Source organism: Microbacterium sp. BWT-B31, from assembly GCF_041379855.1.
Lineage (GTDB): Bacteria > Actinomycetota > Actinomycetes > Actinomycetales > Microbacteriaceae > Microbacterium.
This window is the reverse complement of sequence record NZ_JBFECU010000004.1, coordinates 1-14,377: the sequence shown is the minus strand read 5'-3', so window position 1 is coordinate 14,377 and position 14,377 is coordinate 1. Positions and strand designations below refer to the sequence as shown.

Sequence of the window (14,377 nt, the reverse complement as noted above, 5' to 3'; positions counted from 1 at the left end):
CCCGGGTTCAGCCCGCCTTGCGACGCTGGTCCGCCGTGCCGAGCACCTCGGCCAGGAACGCGCCGGTATGGCTCGCCGAGGCTCGCGCGACCTGCTCGGGCGTGCCCGTCGCGATGACCTCGCCGCCGCCCGAGCCCCCTTCGGGACCGAGGTCGATGATCCAGTCCGCGGACTTGATCACGTCGAGGTTGTGCTCGATCACGATCACCGTGTTTCCCTTGTCGACCAGGCCGTTCAGCACCTCGAGGAGCCGCCGGACGTCCTCGAAGTGCAGGCCGGTCGTCGGCTCGTCGAGCACGTAGATCGAGCGGCCGTTCGACCGGCGCTGCAACTCTGTGGCGAGCTTGACGCGCTGCGCCTCGCCACCCGAGAGCGTCGTGGCGGACTGGCCGAGCCGCACGTACCCGAGCCCGACGTCGACGAGGGTCTTGAGGTAGCGGTGGATCGCCTGGATCGGCTCGAAGAACTCCGCCGCCTCGGCGATCGGCATCTCGAGCACCTCGGCGATGTTCTTGCCCTTGTAGTGCACGGCCAGGGTGTCGCGGTTGTACCGCTTGCCGTGGCACACCTCGCAGTCGACGTACACGTCGGGCAGGAAGTTCATCTCGATCTTGATCGTGCCGTCGCCCGCGCACGCCTCGCACCGACCGCCCTTGACGTTGAAGCTGAAGCGGCCCGGCTGGTAGCCGCGCACCTTCGCCTCGGGCGTCTCGCTGAAGAGCGTGCGGATGCGGTCGAACACGCCCGTGTAGGTCGCCGGGTTCGAGCGCGGCGTGCGCCCGATGGGCGCCTGGTCGACGTGGACGACCTTGTCGAGGTTGTCGAGGCCCGTGACGCGCGTGTGCTTGCCGGGCACCGTGCGGGCGCCGTTGAGGCGAGACGCGAGCACCTCGTACAGGATGTCGTTGACCAGAGACGACTTGCCCGAGCCGCTGACGCCGGTCACGGCGGTCAGCACGCCGAGCGGGAAGTCGACCGTGACGTCTTTCAGGTTGTTCTCGCGTGCGCCCACGACCGAGAGCCGTCGGCTCTTGTCGATGCGCCGGCGCGTCTCAGGCGTCGGGATCTCGCGCCGGCCGGCCAGGTAGTCGCCCGTGATCGAGTGCTCGTCCTCGAGCAGGGACGCCAGCGGCCCGGAGTGCACGACCTCTCCCCCGTCGACGCCCGCGCGCGGGCCGATGTCGACGATCCAGTCCGCCGCGTGGATGGTCTCTTCGTCGTGCTCGACCACGATGAGCGTGTTGCCGAGGTCGCGAAGGGTCACGAGCGTCTCGATCAGGCGCCGGTTGTCGCGCTGGTGGAGCCCGATCGACGGCTCGTCGAGCACGTACAGCACGCCCGTCAGCCCGGACCCGATCTGGGTCGCGAGTCGGATGCGCTGCGCCTCGCCGCCCGAGAGCGAGCCTGCCGACCGGCTCAGGTTCAGGTAGTTGAGGCCCACTTGGATGAGGAAGTCCAGCCGCACACGGATCTCGCGCAGCACCTGCGCGCCGATCGTCGCCTCGCGCTCGGTGAGCACGAGGTCGGCGAAGAAGTCGCGGGCGTCGGAGAGGCTCAGGCGCGAGGCATCCGCGATCGAATAGCCGTGCACGAGCACGGCCAGCACCTCGGGCTTGAGGCGCGCGCCGTCGCACACCGGGCAGGGCACCTCGCGCAGGTAGTCGGCCCAGCGCTGGCGCTGCGTGTCGGTCTCGGCCTGCACGTACTGCCGCTCGATGTAGGGCACGACGCCCTCGAAGCCCGATGAGTAGCGCATCTCACGGCCGTACCGGTTCTTCCACCGCACGGTGACCTTGTAGTTCTCGCCGTGGAGCACCGCCTCGCGCACGTCGGCCGGCAGCATGCGCCACGGCGTGTCGAGCGAGAAGCCCAGGTCGGCGGCGAGGCCTTCGAGCAGGCGCTCGTAGTACTGGAAGAGGCCTTTGCCCTGCGTCGTCCACGGCAGGACGACGCCCTCGCGGATGGACAGCGCGTCATCGGCGAGCATGAGGTCGACGTCCACCGACATGCGGGTGCCGAGCCCGGAGCACGCGGGGCACGCGCCGAACGGAGCGTTGAACGAGAAGGTGCGCGGCTCGATCTCGGTCAGCTGCAGCGGGTGCCCGTTGGGGCACGCGAGCTTCTCTGAGAACGACTGCCAGGCCGCGTCGCCTTCTTCGTCGATGAAGTTGACCTGGACGATGCCGCCGGCCAGGCCCAAGGCAGTCTCGACCGAGTCGGTGACGCGATCCAGGATGCCGTCACCGGCCACCAGCCGGTCGACGACGACCGCGATGTCGTGCTTGTAGCTCTTCTTCAGCGTGGGCGGCTCGGCCAGCTGGATGAGCTCGCCGTCGACGATGGCGCGCGCGTAGCCCTTCGCGCCCAGCTCGCGGAACAGGTCGACGAACTCGCCCTTCTTCTGCGTGACCACGGGGGCGACGATCTGGTAGCGGGTGCGATCAGGCAGTTCGGCGAGTTGGTCGGCGATCTGCTGCACGGTCTGGCGCTGGATCTTCTCGCCGCACACCGGGCAGTGCGGCACGCCGATGCGCGCCCACAGCAGGCGCATGTAGTCGTGGATCTCGGTGATGGTGCCGACCGTCGAGCGGGGGTTGCGGTTGGTCGACTTCTGGTCGATGCTGACCGCCGGGCTCAAGCCCTCGATGAAGTCGACGTCGGGCCGATCGACCTGGCCGAGGAACTGGCGGGCATAAGCGCTCAGCGACTCGACGTAGCGGCGCTGCCCCTCGGCGAAGATCGTGTCGAACGCGAGGCTCGACTTGCCCGAGCCCGAAAGACCGGTGAAGACGACGAGGGAGTCGCGCGGGATGTCGAGGTCGACGTTCTTGAGATTGTGCACGCGCGCACCGCGCACGCTGAGCTTTCCACCGGACGGAGAGAGGCTGGTCCCACCGGGATTCGCGGGCATGACGACGGGAGAGATGGGCACCCGTCAAGTCTAGGCGGGGGTTCCGACACGAGCTCGGGTCTTCGCTGGGAGCGCACGCCGCGACCGCCCTCCTCAGGGCGAGACGGACGATCGCGCCACCCACGCGGCGACGGCCGCCCGGTTCGGCAGGGCCAGCTTGTGCAGGATGCTGCGCACGTGCTGCTCCACCGTGCGCTCCGACAGAAACAGCGTCGTAGCGATCTCGCGGTTCGTCCGGCCGTCCGCGACGAGACGCGCGACCTCTGCTTCACGCGCCGACAGCGGCGCGAGCGGGCTCGCCGGACGTGGCAGGGCGAATTGGCGGGCGGATGCCGCGTACCACGGCGCACCCATCGCTTCGGCCCGGGCCACAGCGTCGGCGGCGAAGCGCTGCGCCGCGACGTCATCGCCGACGAGCGCACTGAGTTTGGCAAGCGCCAGCGCCACCGGGCCGCCGTACGGCGTCGTGGCGGGGCCGGTCGCGTGCAGGTGGGACGCCGGCAGCAGCACGGCACGCAGCCGCGCCGAGCTCTCGCGATCGGCGGCCGCCACCGCGAGGTCGGCGAGAGCGACGTGCCCGACGAGCCACTCATGGACCGTGGCCGGGATCTCGTCGAGATGGCGCATCAGCGCACGGAAGATCGAGAACGCCTCGTCCAGTCGCCCCAGTGCCAGCAGGATCTCGGCACGCCACCCCTGCGCGAAGAACGGAGCGTCGGCGATCAGGATCCGCACTTCCTCCTCGATCCCTTCGAGTCCCTCGCGCGTGCGGCGGGCGAGGGCGCCGCGCAGGATGAGGTCGAACAGTTCTGCGTCCTCGACGCCCGCGCTGCGTCCCGACTCTCGGGCAGCCTCGGCGAGGGGCGCGACGTCGACGAGGCGGTCCTCCAAAAGCGCGATGCTCGCCCGGATCGCCGCCATCCGCCACGACCAGATGCGCGAGTCGGTGCGCTCGACCACGGCTGCGAGTTCGCCGATCGCGTGATTGAAGTCCACACGCAGCCCCAGTTGCTCGAGGGCGTCTGCGCGCCAGTGCCAGCCCCACGCGAGGATGTGGTCGTCCGATGCCGCGCGCCCGAGGCCGATGGCGTCGTGCGCGAGCGCCAGCCGCTGCGGAAGCCCTTCCACCCCGAGCGCGTGAAGGTACGCCGTCTGCAGTCCTGCGAATCGCCGCTCGGCCTCGACCCGATCGATCCGATGCGCCGACGGCACGACTCCATCGGCCCACCCGGTCGACAGTCCCTCCAAGTGGGTGCGCACGAGCGCGCGCCACTCCCGTCGGCTCGCCGGCTCGTCGCCGTCGTCCGGGGGCGGTCCGAGCATGCCGAGAGCCTCGAGGCACAGCCCTTGGCGGTCACCTGCCGCTTTCCACATGATGGAGGGATCCGACACGGCGGTGGCGGCCTCGGCCAGCAGCTCGGCGTCGCCCAGCTGCCGCGCCAGATCGGCGGCCGCGAGGCATGCCCGCCACGCGTCGGTGAGCGAACCGCTCCGTGCTTCGCTGCGCGCCCGATCCAGCAGCCGACGGGCCTGTGCTGCAGCGGACCGAGAATGCCAGGCCGCATCCCCGGACCGATCGTGCGGCGTCCCAGGCATCGCTTCTCCCCGGAATTGCGTGGAACCACGGATGCCCGCGGGATGGCGATCATCCTATCGTCGGCCTCAGCAGGAAGGGAGATGTCATGCAAGCTCGACGCGTGGCTCGGATCGGCGGCTGGGCCGCCGCCGTCGCGGGGATCACCGGGGCGCTGGGGGCCGCATTCCTCCTCGCCGTCCCGCCGGCTGTCCCACCCGATGTGTTCAACTATCCTCTGTCGCCTGCGGCCTTCGTCGTCGTCCAAGCGGTGTTCGCCGCCCACCATCTGCTGACGGCGTTCGCGCTCTGGGCGTTCTGGCGGGCAGGCTTGGCCGGCCGTGGGCGCTTCGCCGACCTCTCGGGCTGGTCGGCGGTCGTCGTGATGGCTCTGCTCGGCGTGTGGGAGCTCGTCGTCATCGTCGGCAACGGGCATCCCATTCCCTCGGAACAGCTCGCCTGGATCGACGCGGGCTATGGGACGCTGAGCCTTCTGAGCGGGATCACCCTCGTGCTGCTCGGGGTGGCTGCCGCGCGTGCTCGTGTGCTGACGGGCCCGTCGCGCTGGATCGCTCTCGCCATGGGGGTCTGGGTCTTCGTGCCCATGCTGCCGGCGTTGTTCGCGAGCTTCCTCCTCGGGCGCATCGTGATCGGCCTCTGGCTCTTGCTGTTCGCCGCACTCGGCTGGGCGATGCTGCGGTGGGCGGGTGCGGATGCCGCGCCCCGGCGTGCCACGGCGGACGCCGCTGTTGGAAGGTCGGCGTCATGAGCGCCGACATCGCGGCACGCATCGGTGCGCGCGTCGCGGTCGGAGCGATCGGCGGCCTCGCGTGGGCGGCGAGCCTGCGCGCCTACATGGCCGAGATCAACTGGACGGCCACGAACGTGGACTGGGCCGGGACGTTCGTGGGAATCCTCCTGCCCGGGGTGATCGCGGGGGCGGCCCTCGGCGCGGCGACGACGCTGGACGGGCGAGAACGGCGGGGCCGCATCGGTCTGCGCTGGTGCGCGGTGGCCGTCCTCGCGTTCGCGGTGTTCCCGATGCTGCTGCCGGGCCAGCTGTGGGCGCTTCTCACCTCGGGACTTGGCGGCGGCGCGATCGGTGTCGCGCTGGGCGGGCTCGCGGGCGGCTATGCGCTGGGCGGGCGTCCGACGTGGCGCCGGATGGTCTGCGCTGTGCTCGCGATCCTCGTGATCGCGAGCACAGCGGCGACGGTCCCGCTCATCGGCGGGAGAAGGCTCGCCGTGACGACCGCGCGCGGCTGGTGGGTGATGCTGCTGGTGGCATCGCTCCTGGCACTGCTCATGATCGCCGCCTCGATTCCGTTCCGTCGGCTGGCGGCCCTCCGCGACGCCGCGACGCGATCGGAAATCGCGGTCGAGACCGCGAAAGCAGAGTGAAGCGCCGTCGGCCGATTGCTCGGATCAGCGGGGTCGGCGCCCGGCGAAGGGCGCCAGAGAGTCGCGGAGCGCAGCCAGCTGCGCGGCATCCATCCCCACCCGCTCCATGATGCGCTGGGGAACATCGAGCGCCTGCCGACGCAACGCCCGGCCCTCGCGCGTCAGCGCGATCTCGAGAACGCGCTCGTCGTCGGGTCGGCGCGAGCGCGAGACGCGGCCCTGCGCCTCGAGGCGCTTGACGAGCGGCGAGAGCGTCGCCGGCTCCATCGCGAGTTCGTCGGCGAGTTCGCCGAGCGAACGCGGCGACTGCTCCCACAGCGCGAGCATCACGAGATACTGCGGGTGCGTGAGGCCCAGCGGCTCGAGCACCGGACGGTAGATCGCCACGACGTTGCGCGCCGCGGTCACGAGCGCGAAGCAGACCTGGTTGTCGAGCTTCAGCAGGTCGTCGGGTGTGGGTTCTGACACGGTCACCATCGTATCGTGCCCAAATGATTAGTACACTAATTGCTATGCCAGCATCGGATGCCACCCCCCACGACAAGATCCCCCTGCGCCAGCGGGCGCGCGAAGCCGGCGGGTGGTACGCGTGGTTCAACTCCAAGCTCATCCGCCTGGCCGGCCCCGCAGCGGTCGGCCCCTACGAGACGACTCCCCCACCGACCCCGGCCGAGCGGGCCGAGCGCGGCTGTCCGCTGTGCGGCGCGCCGATTGCGAACCACACGTTCGACCGGTCAGGCCCGAAGCCGCTCATGCACTGCCCGTGACCGCTCGAGCGCGGCCCGCGCCCGGCACCGGCATCCGCACGAAGGCAGGGCGGCTCCTGAAACCAGGAGCGTCCGCGGGAGCTCACTCGCGGTCCCGTCGGCCACGGGCGCAACCGCTCCATCGACGCGGTCGAGCCGCGGGTGGCGCGAGAATCTGACGAAGACGGCCTCGTGCTCCTGCCCGACCCTGCGGGCAGAGGGCCGACAACTCCCCGAGTGCCGCGGCGTCACGCGTGGCCAGCGCGCTCCATCGCCCGAAGCTCGCGCTTGAGGTCCTGGACCTCGTCGCGCAGGCGGGCGGCCAGCTCGAACTTGAGCTCGCCGGCGGCAGCCAGCATCTGGTCGCTGAGATCGGCGATCGTCGCCTCGAGCTGCTCGGCGCCCTCGGCCGCGATGCCCTCACGCCGCAGCTGAGGCGTCGAGGACCTGCCCTTGCCGGACTTCGTCTTCGCAGCGGCCTTGCCCCGCAGCATCCGGTCGGTGTCGGATGCCTCGCGCGCGAGCACCTCGGTGATGTCGGCGATCTTCTTGCGAAGCGGCTGCGGGTCGATCCCGTGCTCGAGGTTGTAGGCGACCTGCTTCTCGCGACGGCGGTTGGTCTCTTCGATCGCGTTGCGCATCGAGTCGGTGACGGTGTCGGCGTACATATGCACCTCACCCGACACGTTGCGCGCGGCGCGGCCGATCGTCTGGATGAGCGAGGTGCCCGACCGCAGGAACCCCTCTTTGTCGGCGTCGAGGATCGCCACCAGCGACACCTCGGGCAGGTCGAGACCTTCTCGCAGCAGGTTGATGCCCACCAGCACGTCGTAGACGCCGGCGCGCAGCTCCGTCAGAAGCTCCACGCGGCGCAGCGTGTCGACATCGGAGTGCAGGTACCGCACCCGCACACCGTGCTCGCCCAGGAAGTCGGTGAGCTCCTCGGCCATCTTCTTCGTCAGCGTGGTGACCAGCACGCGCTCATCGCGCCCCGCGCGCACGCGGATCTGCTCGAGCAGGTCGTCGATCTGCCCCTTCGAGGGCTTCACGACGATCTGCGGGTCGATGAGCCCGGTCGGACGGATGATCTGCTCGACGACGCCGTCGGCGATCCCCATCTCATAGCGGCCCGGAGTTGCCGAGAGGTACACCGTCTGGCCGACGCGGTCCTTGAACTCGTCCCATCGCAGCGGGCGGTTGTCGAGTGCGCTCGGCAGGCGGAAGCCGTGCTCGACGAGCGTGCGCTTGCGCGAGGCATCCCCCTCGTACATCGCCCCGATCTGCGGGACGGTGGCATGCGACTCGTCGATGACCATGAGGAAGTCGTCGGGAAAGAAGTCCAGCAGGGTGTGCGGCGGCTCGCCCGGCGAGCGGCCGTCGAGGTGCCGCGAGTAGTTCTCGATGCCCGAGCAGAACCCCAGCTGCTGCAGCATCTCGAGATCGAACGTCGTGCGCATGCGCAGTCGCTGAGCCTCGAGCAGCTTGTTCTGCGACTCGAGCTCTTTCAGGCGTTCGGCCAGCTCGTCTTCGATCGTGCCGATAGCTCGCTGGACGGTCTCGGTGCCGGCCGCGTAGTGAGTGGCAGGAAAGATCGGCACCGCCTCGAGGCGCTGCACGACATCGCCCGTCAGCGGGTGGAGCATGTACAGCGCCTCGATCTCGTCGCCGAACATCTCGATGCGGATCGCGAACTCCTCGTACACCGGGATGATCTCGATCGTGTCGCCGCGCACGCGGAAGTTGCCGCGCGAGAAGTCGACGTCGTTGCGGTTGTACTGCATCGCGATGAACTTGCGGATGAGCGCGTTGCGGTCGTACAGCTCGCCGACCTGCAACGCCACCATCGCGCGCAGGTACTCCTCGGGCGAGCCCAGTCCGTAGATGCACGACACCGTGCTGACCACCACGACGTCGCGCCGGCTCAGCAGCGAGTTCGTCGTCGAGTGCCGCAGGCGCTCGACCTCGGCGTTGATCGACGAGTCCTTCTCGATGAAAGTGTCGGTCTGCGGGACGTACGCCTCGGGCTGGTAGTAGTCGTAGTACGAGACGAAATACTCCACGGCGTTGTTGGGCATGAGCTCACGGAACTCGTTCGCAAGCTGCGCCGCGAGAGTCTTGTTGTGCGCGAGCACCAGCGTGGGCCGCTGCACCGCCTCGACGAGCCAAGCCGTCGTCGCCGACTTGCCGGTGCCCGTCGCGCCGAGCAGCACGACATCGGTCTCGCCGGCGTTGATGCGCGCCGCGAGCTCGGCGATCGCCTGCGGCTGATCGCCGCTGGGCTGGTATTCGCTGACGACCTCGAACGGCCGCACGGATCGCGTGGTCTGCATCACTTCAGACTATGCCGGGCCTCCGACACCGGGGCGGGCGTTCGCTCTGCGCTCACCCGGTGCGGCGCCCGGCGTCCCCGCGCTTCAGCCGTTCCCACAGCAGGTCGACCTGTCGCTCGGTCTGAGCGAGGGTGCCCGAGGTGTCGATGACGACGTCCGCGATGCGCAGGCGCGCGTCGTCCGACACCTGCGAGGCCAGGCGGGCGGCGGCATCGGTCTCGCTCATCCCGCGCAGCTCGACCAGGCGCCGCGCGCGCACCTCGGCGGGGGCGTGGGCGACCACGACAAGCTCCCACGGGTCGTCCGCGCGGGCCTCGACCAGCAGCGGCACGTCGTAGACGACGACCGCCGCGGGGTCGGCCGCGAACGCCGCGTCCATACGGCGCTGCGACTCCACGCGCACGGCGGGGTGCACGATCGCGTTCAGCCGCGCGACCGCGTCGGCATCGCCGAACACGCGCCCGGCGAGCGCCGCCCGATCGAGAGAGCCGTCGGCGCGGATGACGTCGCCGCCGAACGCGTCGGCGATCGCCGCGAGCACAGCCGATCCGGGCTGCTGCACATCGCGCACGATCGCGTCGGCGTCCACGACGATCGCGCCGTGTTCGACGAGTCGCGCGGCGATGGTGGACTTTCCCGAGGCGATGCCTCCGGTGAGTGCGACGAGGGGCATGCCTAAGAGGATGCCACGGCCGGCAGCATCCGGCTGCCCACCGCCCGGCCGCAACATTTGGACACTCCTGAGCCGCGCCTGAGGCGTGCCTGAGGACGAGCCGATACCGTGGGTGTCGCCTGAGAGGGAGATGGACCTCGACACGAGCGGAGTCTGGGGAGGTCGTGAGATGACCGTGTGGCGCACCGAGATTGCGTCGCCGACTCACGCGGCTCTCCGCTCGTGTCGCTCCATCGCCGGACGCAGCCGGTCCCCGGCCCGCGCGGCCGTTCGTGTCGGCGGGCACGGCGTCGTCCAGCTCGCGCCGACCCCGATTCGGCTGTGACATGGCCAGCGGCTCACGCCCGTTCGAAGTTGCGTTCTGGGATATCCTGACCGAGGCCCGGGAGTCGCAGTCGCAGGCTTCCGCCCCGCTGGGAGCTTCGATGGATCAGCCACGCGTCGCCGTCGTGATCGAGGATGAGACCGACATCCGGTCTCTGCTCGGCGCTGTCCTCGGTCAGGCCGGCTTCGAGGTGTACGGAGCGGCGACCGGCGTCGACGGACTCGAGCTCGTGCGTCTGCATCAGCCGCTCGTGACCACGCTCGACATCAACATGCCCGGCATGGACGGCTTCGAGACGGCCAAACGCATCAGAACCATCAGTTCGACGTACATCGTCATCCTGAGCGCGCGCACCGAGGAGATCGACGCACTGCAGGGCCTCGAGGCCGGTGCGGACGACTACATCGCCAAACCCTTCCGCCCCCGTGAGCTGCGCGCGCGCGTCGACGCGATGCTGCGCCGTCCCCGCCATCGCATCGACGGCGCGCTGCAGGACCCCAGCGATCGGCAGCCCGAGGCTGCCCCGGTGCTGTCTGCCGCGGCGAACGGCGCGAACGGCATCTGGCTCGAGCACAAGGGACTCCGCCTCAGCCGCGACACGCGCATCGTGTCGGTCGACGGCGTGGATCTCGACCTGACCCGCAGCGAGTTCGACATCCTCGCAGACCTGCTCGAAGCCGGGCGCCGGGTGCGCGGGAAGGGCGATCTCGCGCTCATGCTCCGCGGCGAGCGGAGCACCGGCATCGAGTACGTCAGCGACAGCGACGCCCGTGCGATCGAGGTGCACGTCGCGAATCTGCGCCGCAAGCTCGGCGAATCGCCCGCGAACCCGCAATGGATCGAGACCGTGCGCGGCGTCGGCTATCGCCTCACCGCGTGAGGCAGGAGGGTCGAGGCATCCGTGCTGCGATCAGAGCCCGTCGCTGACCAGCACCGACGTCTCGACGCTCGCCGCGGCGCGACGGGCCGCAGCCCTCGCCGTGGTCGTCAGATCGCCCACGCGGTAGCCCACGGTGTCGGTGAGCGCCATACCGACGCCCAGCACCGGAAGCACGCCGCCGCCGACCCGACCCAGATCGTCGAAGAGTCCTCGATAGATCGCAGCCGCCGAGCGGCGCGCGGTCGCCGGTGACTCGGTGACGAGCGAGACGAGCAGCCCCGTCGGTCCGTCCTCGCCGACGATCGCGTCCGACGGGACATGCGCGCGCACGCCCTCGCGCCACACCTCGGTGACCGACAGCGCCACGTCGCTGCCGAATGCGGTGGAGATCTGCTCGAGGTCCTCGATCCGCACCGCGATCAGGCCGACGAGCTCTCCGCGGGGTGCGGCACGCCCGCACACAGCGGCCGTCGCGTGCTCGAAGGCGTCGAGCGAGAGAATGCCCAGATCATCGTCCGCGGCATCCGCAGCGCGGGCGAACCCACGCACCGGCGCCCGCGAGGCCCGCAGCACGGAGGCCACCACCACGGCGACGATCGTGAGGACGACGGTCAGGAACGCGGTGTTCACCGTTCCGAAGTAGTCGGTGAAGATCGCACTCTCGGGGCCCGAGATCAGAAACGCGCCCGTGCGGGCGAGGTAGTACAGCGCCTGGAACCCGAGGACGAGCGCGAGCACCCACGCGGTGCGGCTCTGAAGCAGCGCGCCGCGCAGGCACTCGGCCGCGCCCAGCCCCGCGAACGCGATGAGCGCGACGAACATCCACATCGCACCCGCCCAGTCATCGGTGCGCGGGTCGACGAAGACGGCCACCGCCGCTGCGACGACGGCGAGGCCGACGATGACGGATGCCGCGGCCATGCGCCTGCCGTTGAACACCCGAATCCCCAGCCACACGCCGCCCGTGCCGGCCACGAACGCGGCGTTGCCGACCGCGATCGGCCACTGGACCCCGGGCATCTGCGACCACAGCACGTACGCGATCGTGGTGAGCATCGCCGCGAGGAACGCGATCGACCAGATCCGCCCCGCGCCCTCGTCGCGGCGGATGATCGTCTCGACGATGAACAGCACCCCGCTCGTGTTGACGACGAGCGCGGCGACGACCGTCACGCTGTAGAGGTCGAGGGTCATGGGGCCTCCTCGGCTGCGGGGGGATCGGGCTCGAGCGCGGGGAGCTTCACGACGAAGGTCGTGCCCACGCCGGGGGAACTGTGCAGGCCTATGTCGCCGCCGTGCGCTCTGACGATGTCGCGGCTGATCGCCAGGCCCAGGCCGCTCCCCGTGCCCCGACGCGCACCGGCACGGTAGTAGCGCTGGAACAGCCGCGCCCGCTCCGCCTCGTCGATCCCTGTGCCCGTGTCGCGGACCAGGATCCACGTCGCCGACCCGTCGGTCGTGGTGCCGAGGAAGATGGAGCCGCCGTCCCGGTTGTAGGTGATCGCGTTGGAGAGGAGATTGTCGACGACCTGTCGCAGGCGCAGCGGGTCCGCCCACGCCGATGCCGGCTCGAGCCCGTTCACGTCGAGCGTGATGGCCCTGGTGGCAGCGCGCGGGAGCATCGCCTCGGCCGCGGACCGCGCGATCTCGTCGACCTCGATCAGCCGCGGCGCGATGGCCAGCTCGACCGACGAGGGCGACGAGCTCGACGCGGCGAGCAGGTCGCCCACGATGCCCAGCAGCCGCTCGGCGTTGCGTTCGGCGATCTCTAGGCGCGCACGCACCGGCTCGGGAACGCCCTCGTCGTCCAGGGCGAGGTCGAGGTAGCCGAGGATGGAGGTGAGCGGCGTGCGCAGCTCGTGCGAGACGGAGGCCACCAGATCGTCGCGCGCCTGCAGCGCGGTCAGCTCGGTGGTCACGTCGCGCGAGACCACGACGGCGCCGGCATCGGCGCCGATCGGGTCGCTGAGCCGGCGCGCGGTGATGTTCAGCGCTCGGCGCGCACCGACGGGCTCGCCGAACCACACCACCTGCCCGTCGAACGCCTCGCCGCGCAGCGCGCGTTCCAGCGGCAGCTCCTCCGGACGCAGGCGCGTCACGCCGTCGTCGAGGAACGCCGCCACCTCGTCGCCGTCGGCACCCGCACGGTCGTCGACGCCGAGGGCGCGCTGCAGTCGCCCATGCGCCTCGTTCGTCACGGCGACCTCGCCGTCCGGGCCGATGCGGATCACCCCGAAGTCCACGGCGTCCAGCACCTCGGTGAGCTCCTCCTCCTGGCGCCGGGTGCGCTCGAGGACCCCCGTGAGCAGCTGGGCCTGCTTGGCCAGGAGGATGCGCTGCGCCTCCGACCGCCGCGCCGTCAGATAGCTCGTCGCCGCTATGGCCAGCAGCACGAGCGGCAGGAGGATCGTCGGATAGCTCAGTTCGGAATCTGCGAACGGGAGCAGCACGCCCAGCGTCGCCGTGATCGCGACGATCGCCCCGTACAGGCCGAGGAGGCCGAACCCGGACGCCAGCCACGTCACCGGGAAGATCCACAGGAGCCCCAGCAGCGACTGCGGCGCCGAGAGCTGGATGAAGCCGATCGCGGAGAAGTCCAGCGCGGGGACGGCGGCGACCCACCCAGGGGCGAGGCGATTCCACGGGATCACGAACGTCGCTGCGGTCAGGACGAGAATCGCCACCGCGCCGAAGAAGAAGACCGTCACGTCGCCGAGGAAGGGCCCGAGTGCGACCATGACCGCCAGCAGGAACACGACCGATGCCAGCAGCAGCTGGTTGAGCAGCGCCGCGCGCGCCCGTGTGTGGTCGGACGCCCGTGCCCCGGCGGCGCGCGCGCGCCCCGCGCACCGCGCCGCACGCAGCGGCTGACCTCCGGGGTCGATCACGGCCATACCGTGACCGTAGTGGATGCCGCCGACGCGGAGTACCGCGCAAGACGGCGATGGGCCGGAACCCAAAGGGCGGGTTCTAGCGATCCCCGCAACACCCTGAGTTTCAGGGGGTTGCGGGGATCGTGGTTTCTGAGGAGTTGAAGGTTCGGTTCTTCGAGGCGCTGGATCGTGAGGAGGGCGGTGTCACAGCGGCGGCGCGCGTGGTCGGTGTGAATCGGCATACTGCGTTCGGGTGGGCGCGGAGGGCGGGTGTGCGCGGTCGCGGCAAGCCGGGACGGGCCGCTCATCCGGGACGGGCTGAGTATGACCGGCTGCGCGCGTTAGGGGTTCGTCGGCGGGACGCTGCTCTGCGAGTCGGTGTCCATGAGCGGACGGCCGAGGACTGGGACAAGGGCATCCGCAAGATCAACGGCTCGCGCCTGCACCCGGACGGGCGTCGGGTGGACTACAAAGCGGGTGTGATCAGTTACGTCGATGGGAACCAGCCGCCACCGGTGACAGCGTTGGAGGCGACCCTGCATCCGCGGTTCTTGACTCTCGTTGAGCGCGAGCGGATCGCAGACCTGCGCCGGCAGGGCGCGTCGCTGCGTGAGATAGGCCGGCAGCTGGGTCGGCCGGCTTCGACGATCAAGCGAGAGCTGGAC

12 protein-coding genes are annotated in these 14,377 nt (G+C 70.3%); 5 read left to right on the top strand and 7 right to left on the bottom strand.

The genetic code is table 11. The features are described from left to right. Positions 1-7: 7 nt before the first annotated feature. Positions 8-2,911 (bottom strand): excinuclease ABC subunit UvrA, encoded by a 2,904-nt coding sequence (uvrA, locus tag AB1K54_RS05925; RefSeq protein WP_371202009.1) that lies wholly within the window; start codon positions 2,909-2,911, stop codon positions 8-10. Positions 2,912-3,004: 93 nt separating this feature from the next. Next, positions 3,005-4,507, bottom strand: a complete 1,503-nt coding sequence (locus AB1K54_RS05920) for a LuxR C-terminal-related transcriptional regulator (RefSeq protein WP_371201810.1) — start codon at positions 4,505-4,507, stop codon at positions 3,005-3,007. A gap of 101 nt (positions 4,508-4,608) precedes the next feature. Here AB1K54_RS05920 and AB1K54_RS05915 point away from each other — a divergent pair, with 101 nt between their 5' ends. Both AB1K54_RS05915 and AB1K54_RS05910 read left to right on the top strand, forming a co-directional pair. Beyond that, the gene (locus tag AB1K54_RS05915; protein ID WP_371201809.1) at positions 4,609-5,253 is read left to right on the top strand and encodes a hypothetical protein; all 645 of its coding nucleotides are present in this window, start codon (positions 4,609-4,611) and stop codon (positions 5,251-5,253) included. Next, positions 5,250-5,885, top strand: coding sequence for a hypothetical protein (locus tag AB1K54_RS05910; RefSeq protein ID WP_371201808.1), 636 nt, complete (start codon positions 5,250-5,252; stop codon positions 5,883-5,885). The genes AB1K54_RS05915 and AB1K54_RS05910 overlap by 4 nt, the downstream gene beginning before the upstream one ends. A 24-nt stretch (positions 5,886-5,909) precedes the next feature. On the opposite strand, the gene AB1K54_RS05905 is transcribed toward AB1K54_RS05910, so the two are convergent. Continuing rightward, entirely contained in the window at positions 5,910-6,362 is a 453-nt protein-coding gene (locus AB1K54_RS05905) for a MarR family winged helix-turn-helix transcriptional regulator (protein WP_371201807.1), read from the bottom strand. Between the two features lie 35 nt (positions 6,363-6,397). On the opposite strand from AB1K54_RS05905, the gene AB1K54_RS05900 reads away from it, so the two are divergent. After that, complete coding sequence (locus tag AB1K54_RS05900; RefSeq protein WP_371201806.1) at positions 6,398-6,652, top strand: hypothetical protein; 255 nt, start codon at positions 6,398-6,400, stop codon at positions 6,650-6,652. Positions 6,653-6,879: 227 nt separating this feature from the next. Here the strand turns inward: AB1K54_RS05900 and uvrB are convergent, their stop codons facing one another. After that, entirely contained in the window at positions 6,880-8,961 is a 2,082-nt protein-coding gene (uvrB, locus tag AB1K54_RS05895; protein ID WP_371201805.1) for an excinuclease ABC subunit UvrB, read from the bottom strand. A gap of 52 nt (positions 8,962-9,013) precedes the next feature. Next, positions 9,014-9,634 carry a dephospho-CoA kinase gene (gene coaE / locus AB1K54_RS05890; RefSeq protein ID WP_371201804.1) on the bottom strand — a complete coding sequence of 207 codons (621 nt, stop codon included), beginning with the start codon at positions 9,632-9,634 and terminating at the stop codon, positions 9,014-9,016. 425 nt (positions 9,635-10,059) lie between these two features. On the opposite strand from coaE, the gene AB1K54_RS05885 reads away from it, so the two are divergent. Next, positions 10,060-10,839, top strand: a complete 780-nt coding sequence (locus tag AB1K54_RS05885; RefSeq protein ID WP_371201803.1) for a response regulator transcription factor — start codon at positions 10,060-10,062, stop codon at positions 10,837-10,839. Between the two features lie 30 nt (positions 10,840-10,869). Here the strand turns inward: AB1K54_RS05885 and AB1K54_RS05880 are convergent, their stop codons facing one another. Together AB1K54_RS05880 and AB1K54_RS05875 are read right to left on the bottom strand one after the other, a co-directional pair. Then, the gene (locus AB1K54_RS05880) at positions 10,870-12,033 is read right to left on the bottom strand and encodes a hypothetical protein (protein ID WP_371201802.1); all 1,164 of its coding nucleotides are present in this window, start codon (positions 12,031-12,033) and stop codon (positions 10,870-10,872) included. Next, positions 12,030-13,733: a sensor histidine kinase gene (locus AB1K54_RS05875; RefSeq protein ID WP_371201801.1), complete on the bottom strand. Its 1,704-nt coding sequence runs from the start codon at positions 13,731-13,733 to the stop codon at positions 12,030-12,032. The genes AB1K54_RS05880 and AB1K54_RS05875 overlap by 4 nt, the downstream gene beginning before the upstream one ends. A 122-nt stretch (positions 13,734-13,855) precedes the next feature. On the opposite strand from AB1K54_RS05875, the gene AB1K54_RS05870 reads away from it, so the two are divergent. After that, the coding region (locus AB1K54_RS05870; RefSeq protein WP_371201800.1) for a helix-turn-helix domain-containing protein at positions 13,856-14,377 on the top strand (522 nt) is incomplete at its 3' end.

Coding starts and splice junctions, on each gene's coding strand:
- uvrA (WP_371202009.1), bottom strand. CDS start 2,911: ATGCCCGCGAATCCCGGTGGGACCAGCCTCTCTCCGTCCGGTGGAAAG.
- AB1K54_RS05920 (WP_371201810.1), bottom strand. CDS start 4,507: ATGCCTGGGACGCCGCACGATCGGTCCGGGGATGCGGCCTGGCATTCT.
- AB1K54_RS05910 (WP_371201808.1), top strand. CDS start 5,250: ATGAGCGCCGACATCGCGGCACGCATCGGTGCGCGCGTCGCGGTCGGA.
- AB1K54_RS05905 (WP_371201807.1), bottom strand. CDS start 6,362: ATGGTGACCGTGTCAGAACCCACACCCGACGACCTGCTGAAGCTCGAC.
- AB1K54_RS05900 (WP_371201806.1), top strand. CDS start 6,398: ATGCCAGCATCGGATGCCACCCCCCACGACAAGATCCCCCTGCGCCAG.
- uvrB (WP_371201805.1), bottom strand. CDS start 8,961: ATGCAGACCACGCGATCCGTGCGGCCGTTCGAGGTCGTCAGCGAATAC.
- coaE (WP_371201804.1), bottom strand. CDS start 9,634: ATGCCCCTCGTCGCACTCACCGGAGGCATCGCCTCGGGAAAGTCCACC.
- AB1K54_RS05885 (WP_371201803.1), top strand. CDS start 10,060: ATGGATCAGCCACGCGTCGCCGTCGTGATCGAGGATGAGACCGACATC.
- AB1K54_RS05880 (WP_371201802.1), bottom strand. CDS start 12,033: ATGACCCTCGACCTCTACAGCGTGACGGTCGTCGCCGCGCTCGTCGTC.
- AB1K54_RS05875 (WP_371201801.1), bottom strand. CDS start 13,733: ATGGCCGTGATCGACCCCGGAGGTCAGCCGCTGCGTGCGGCGCGGTGC.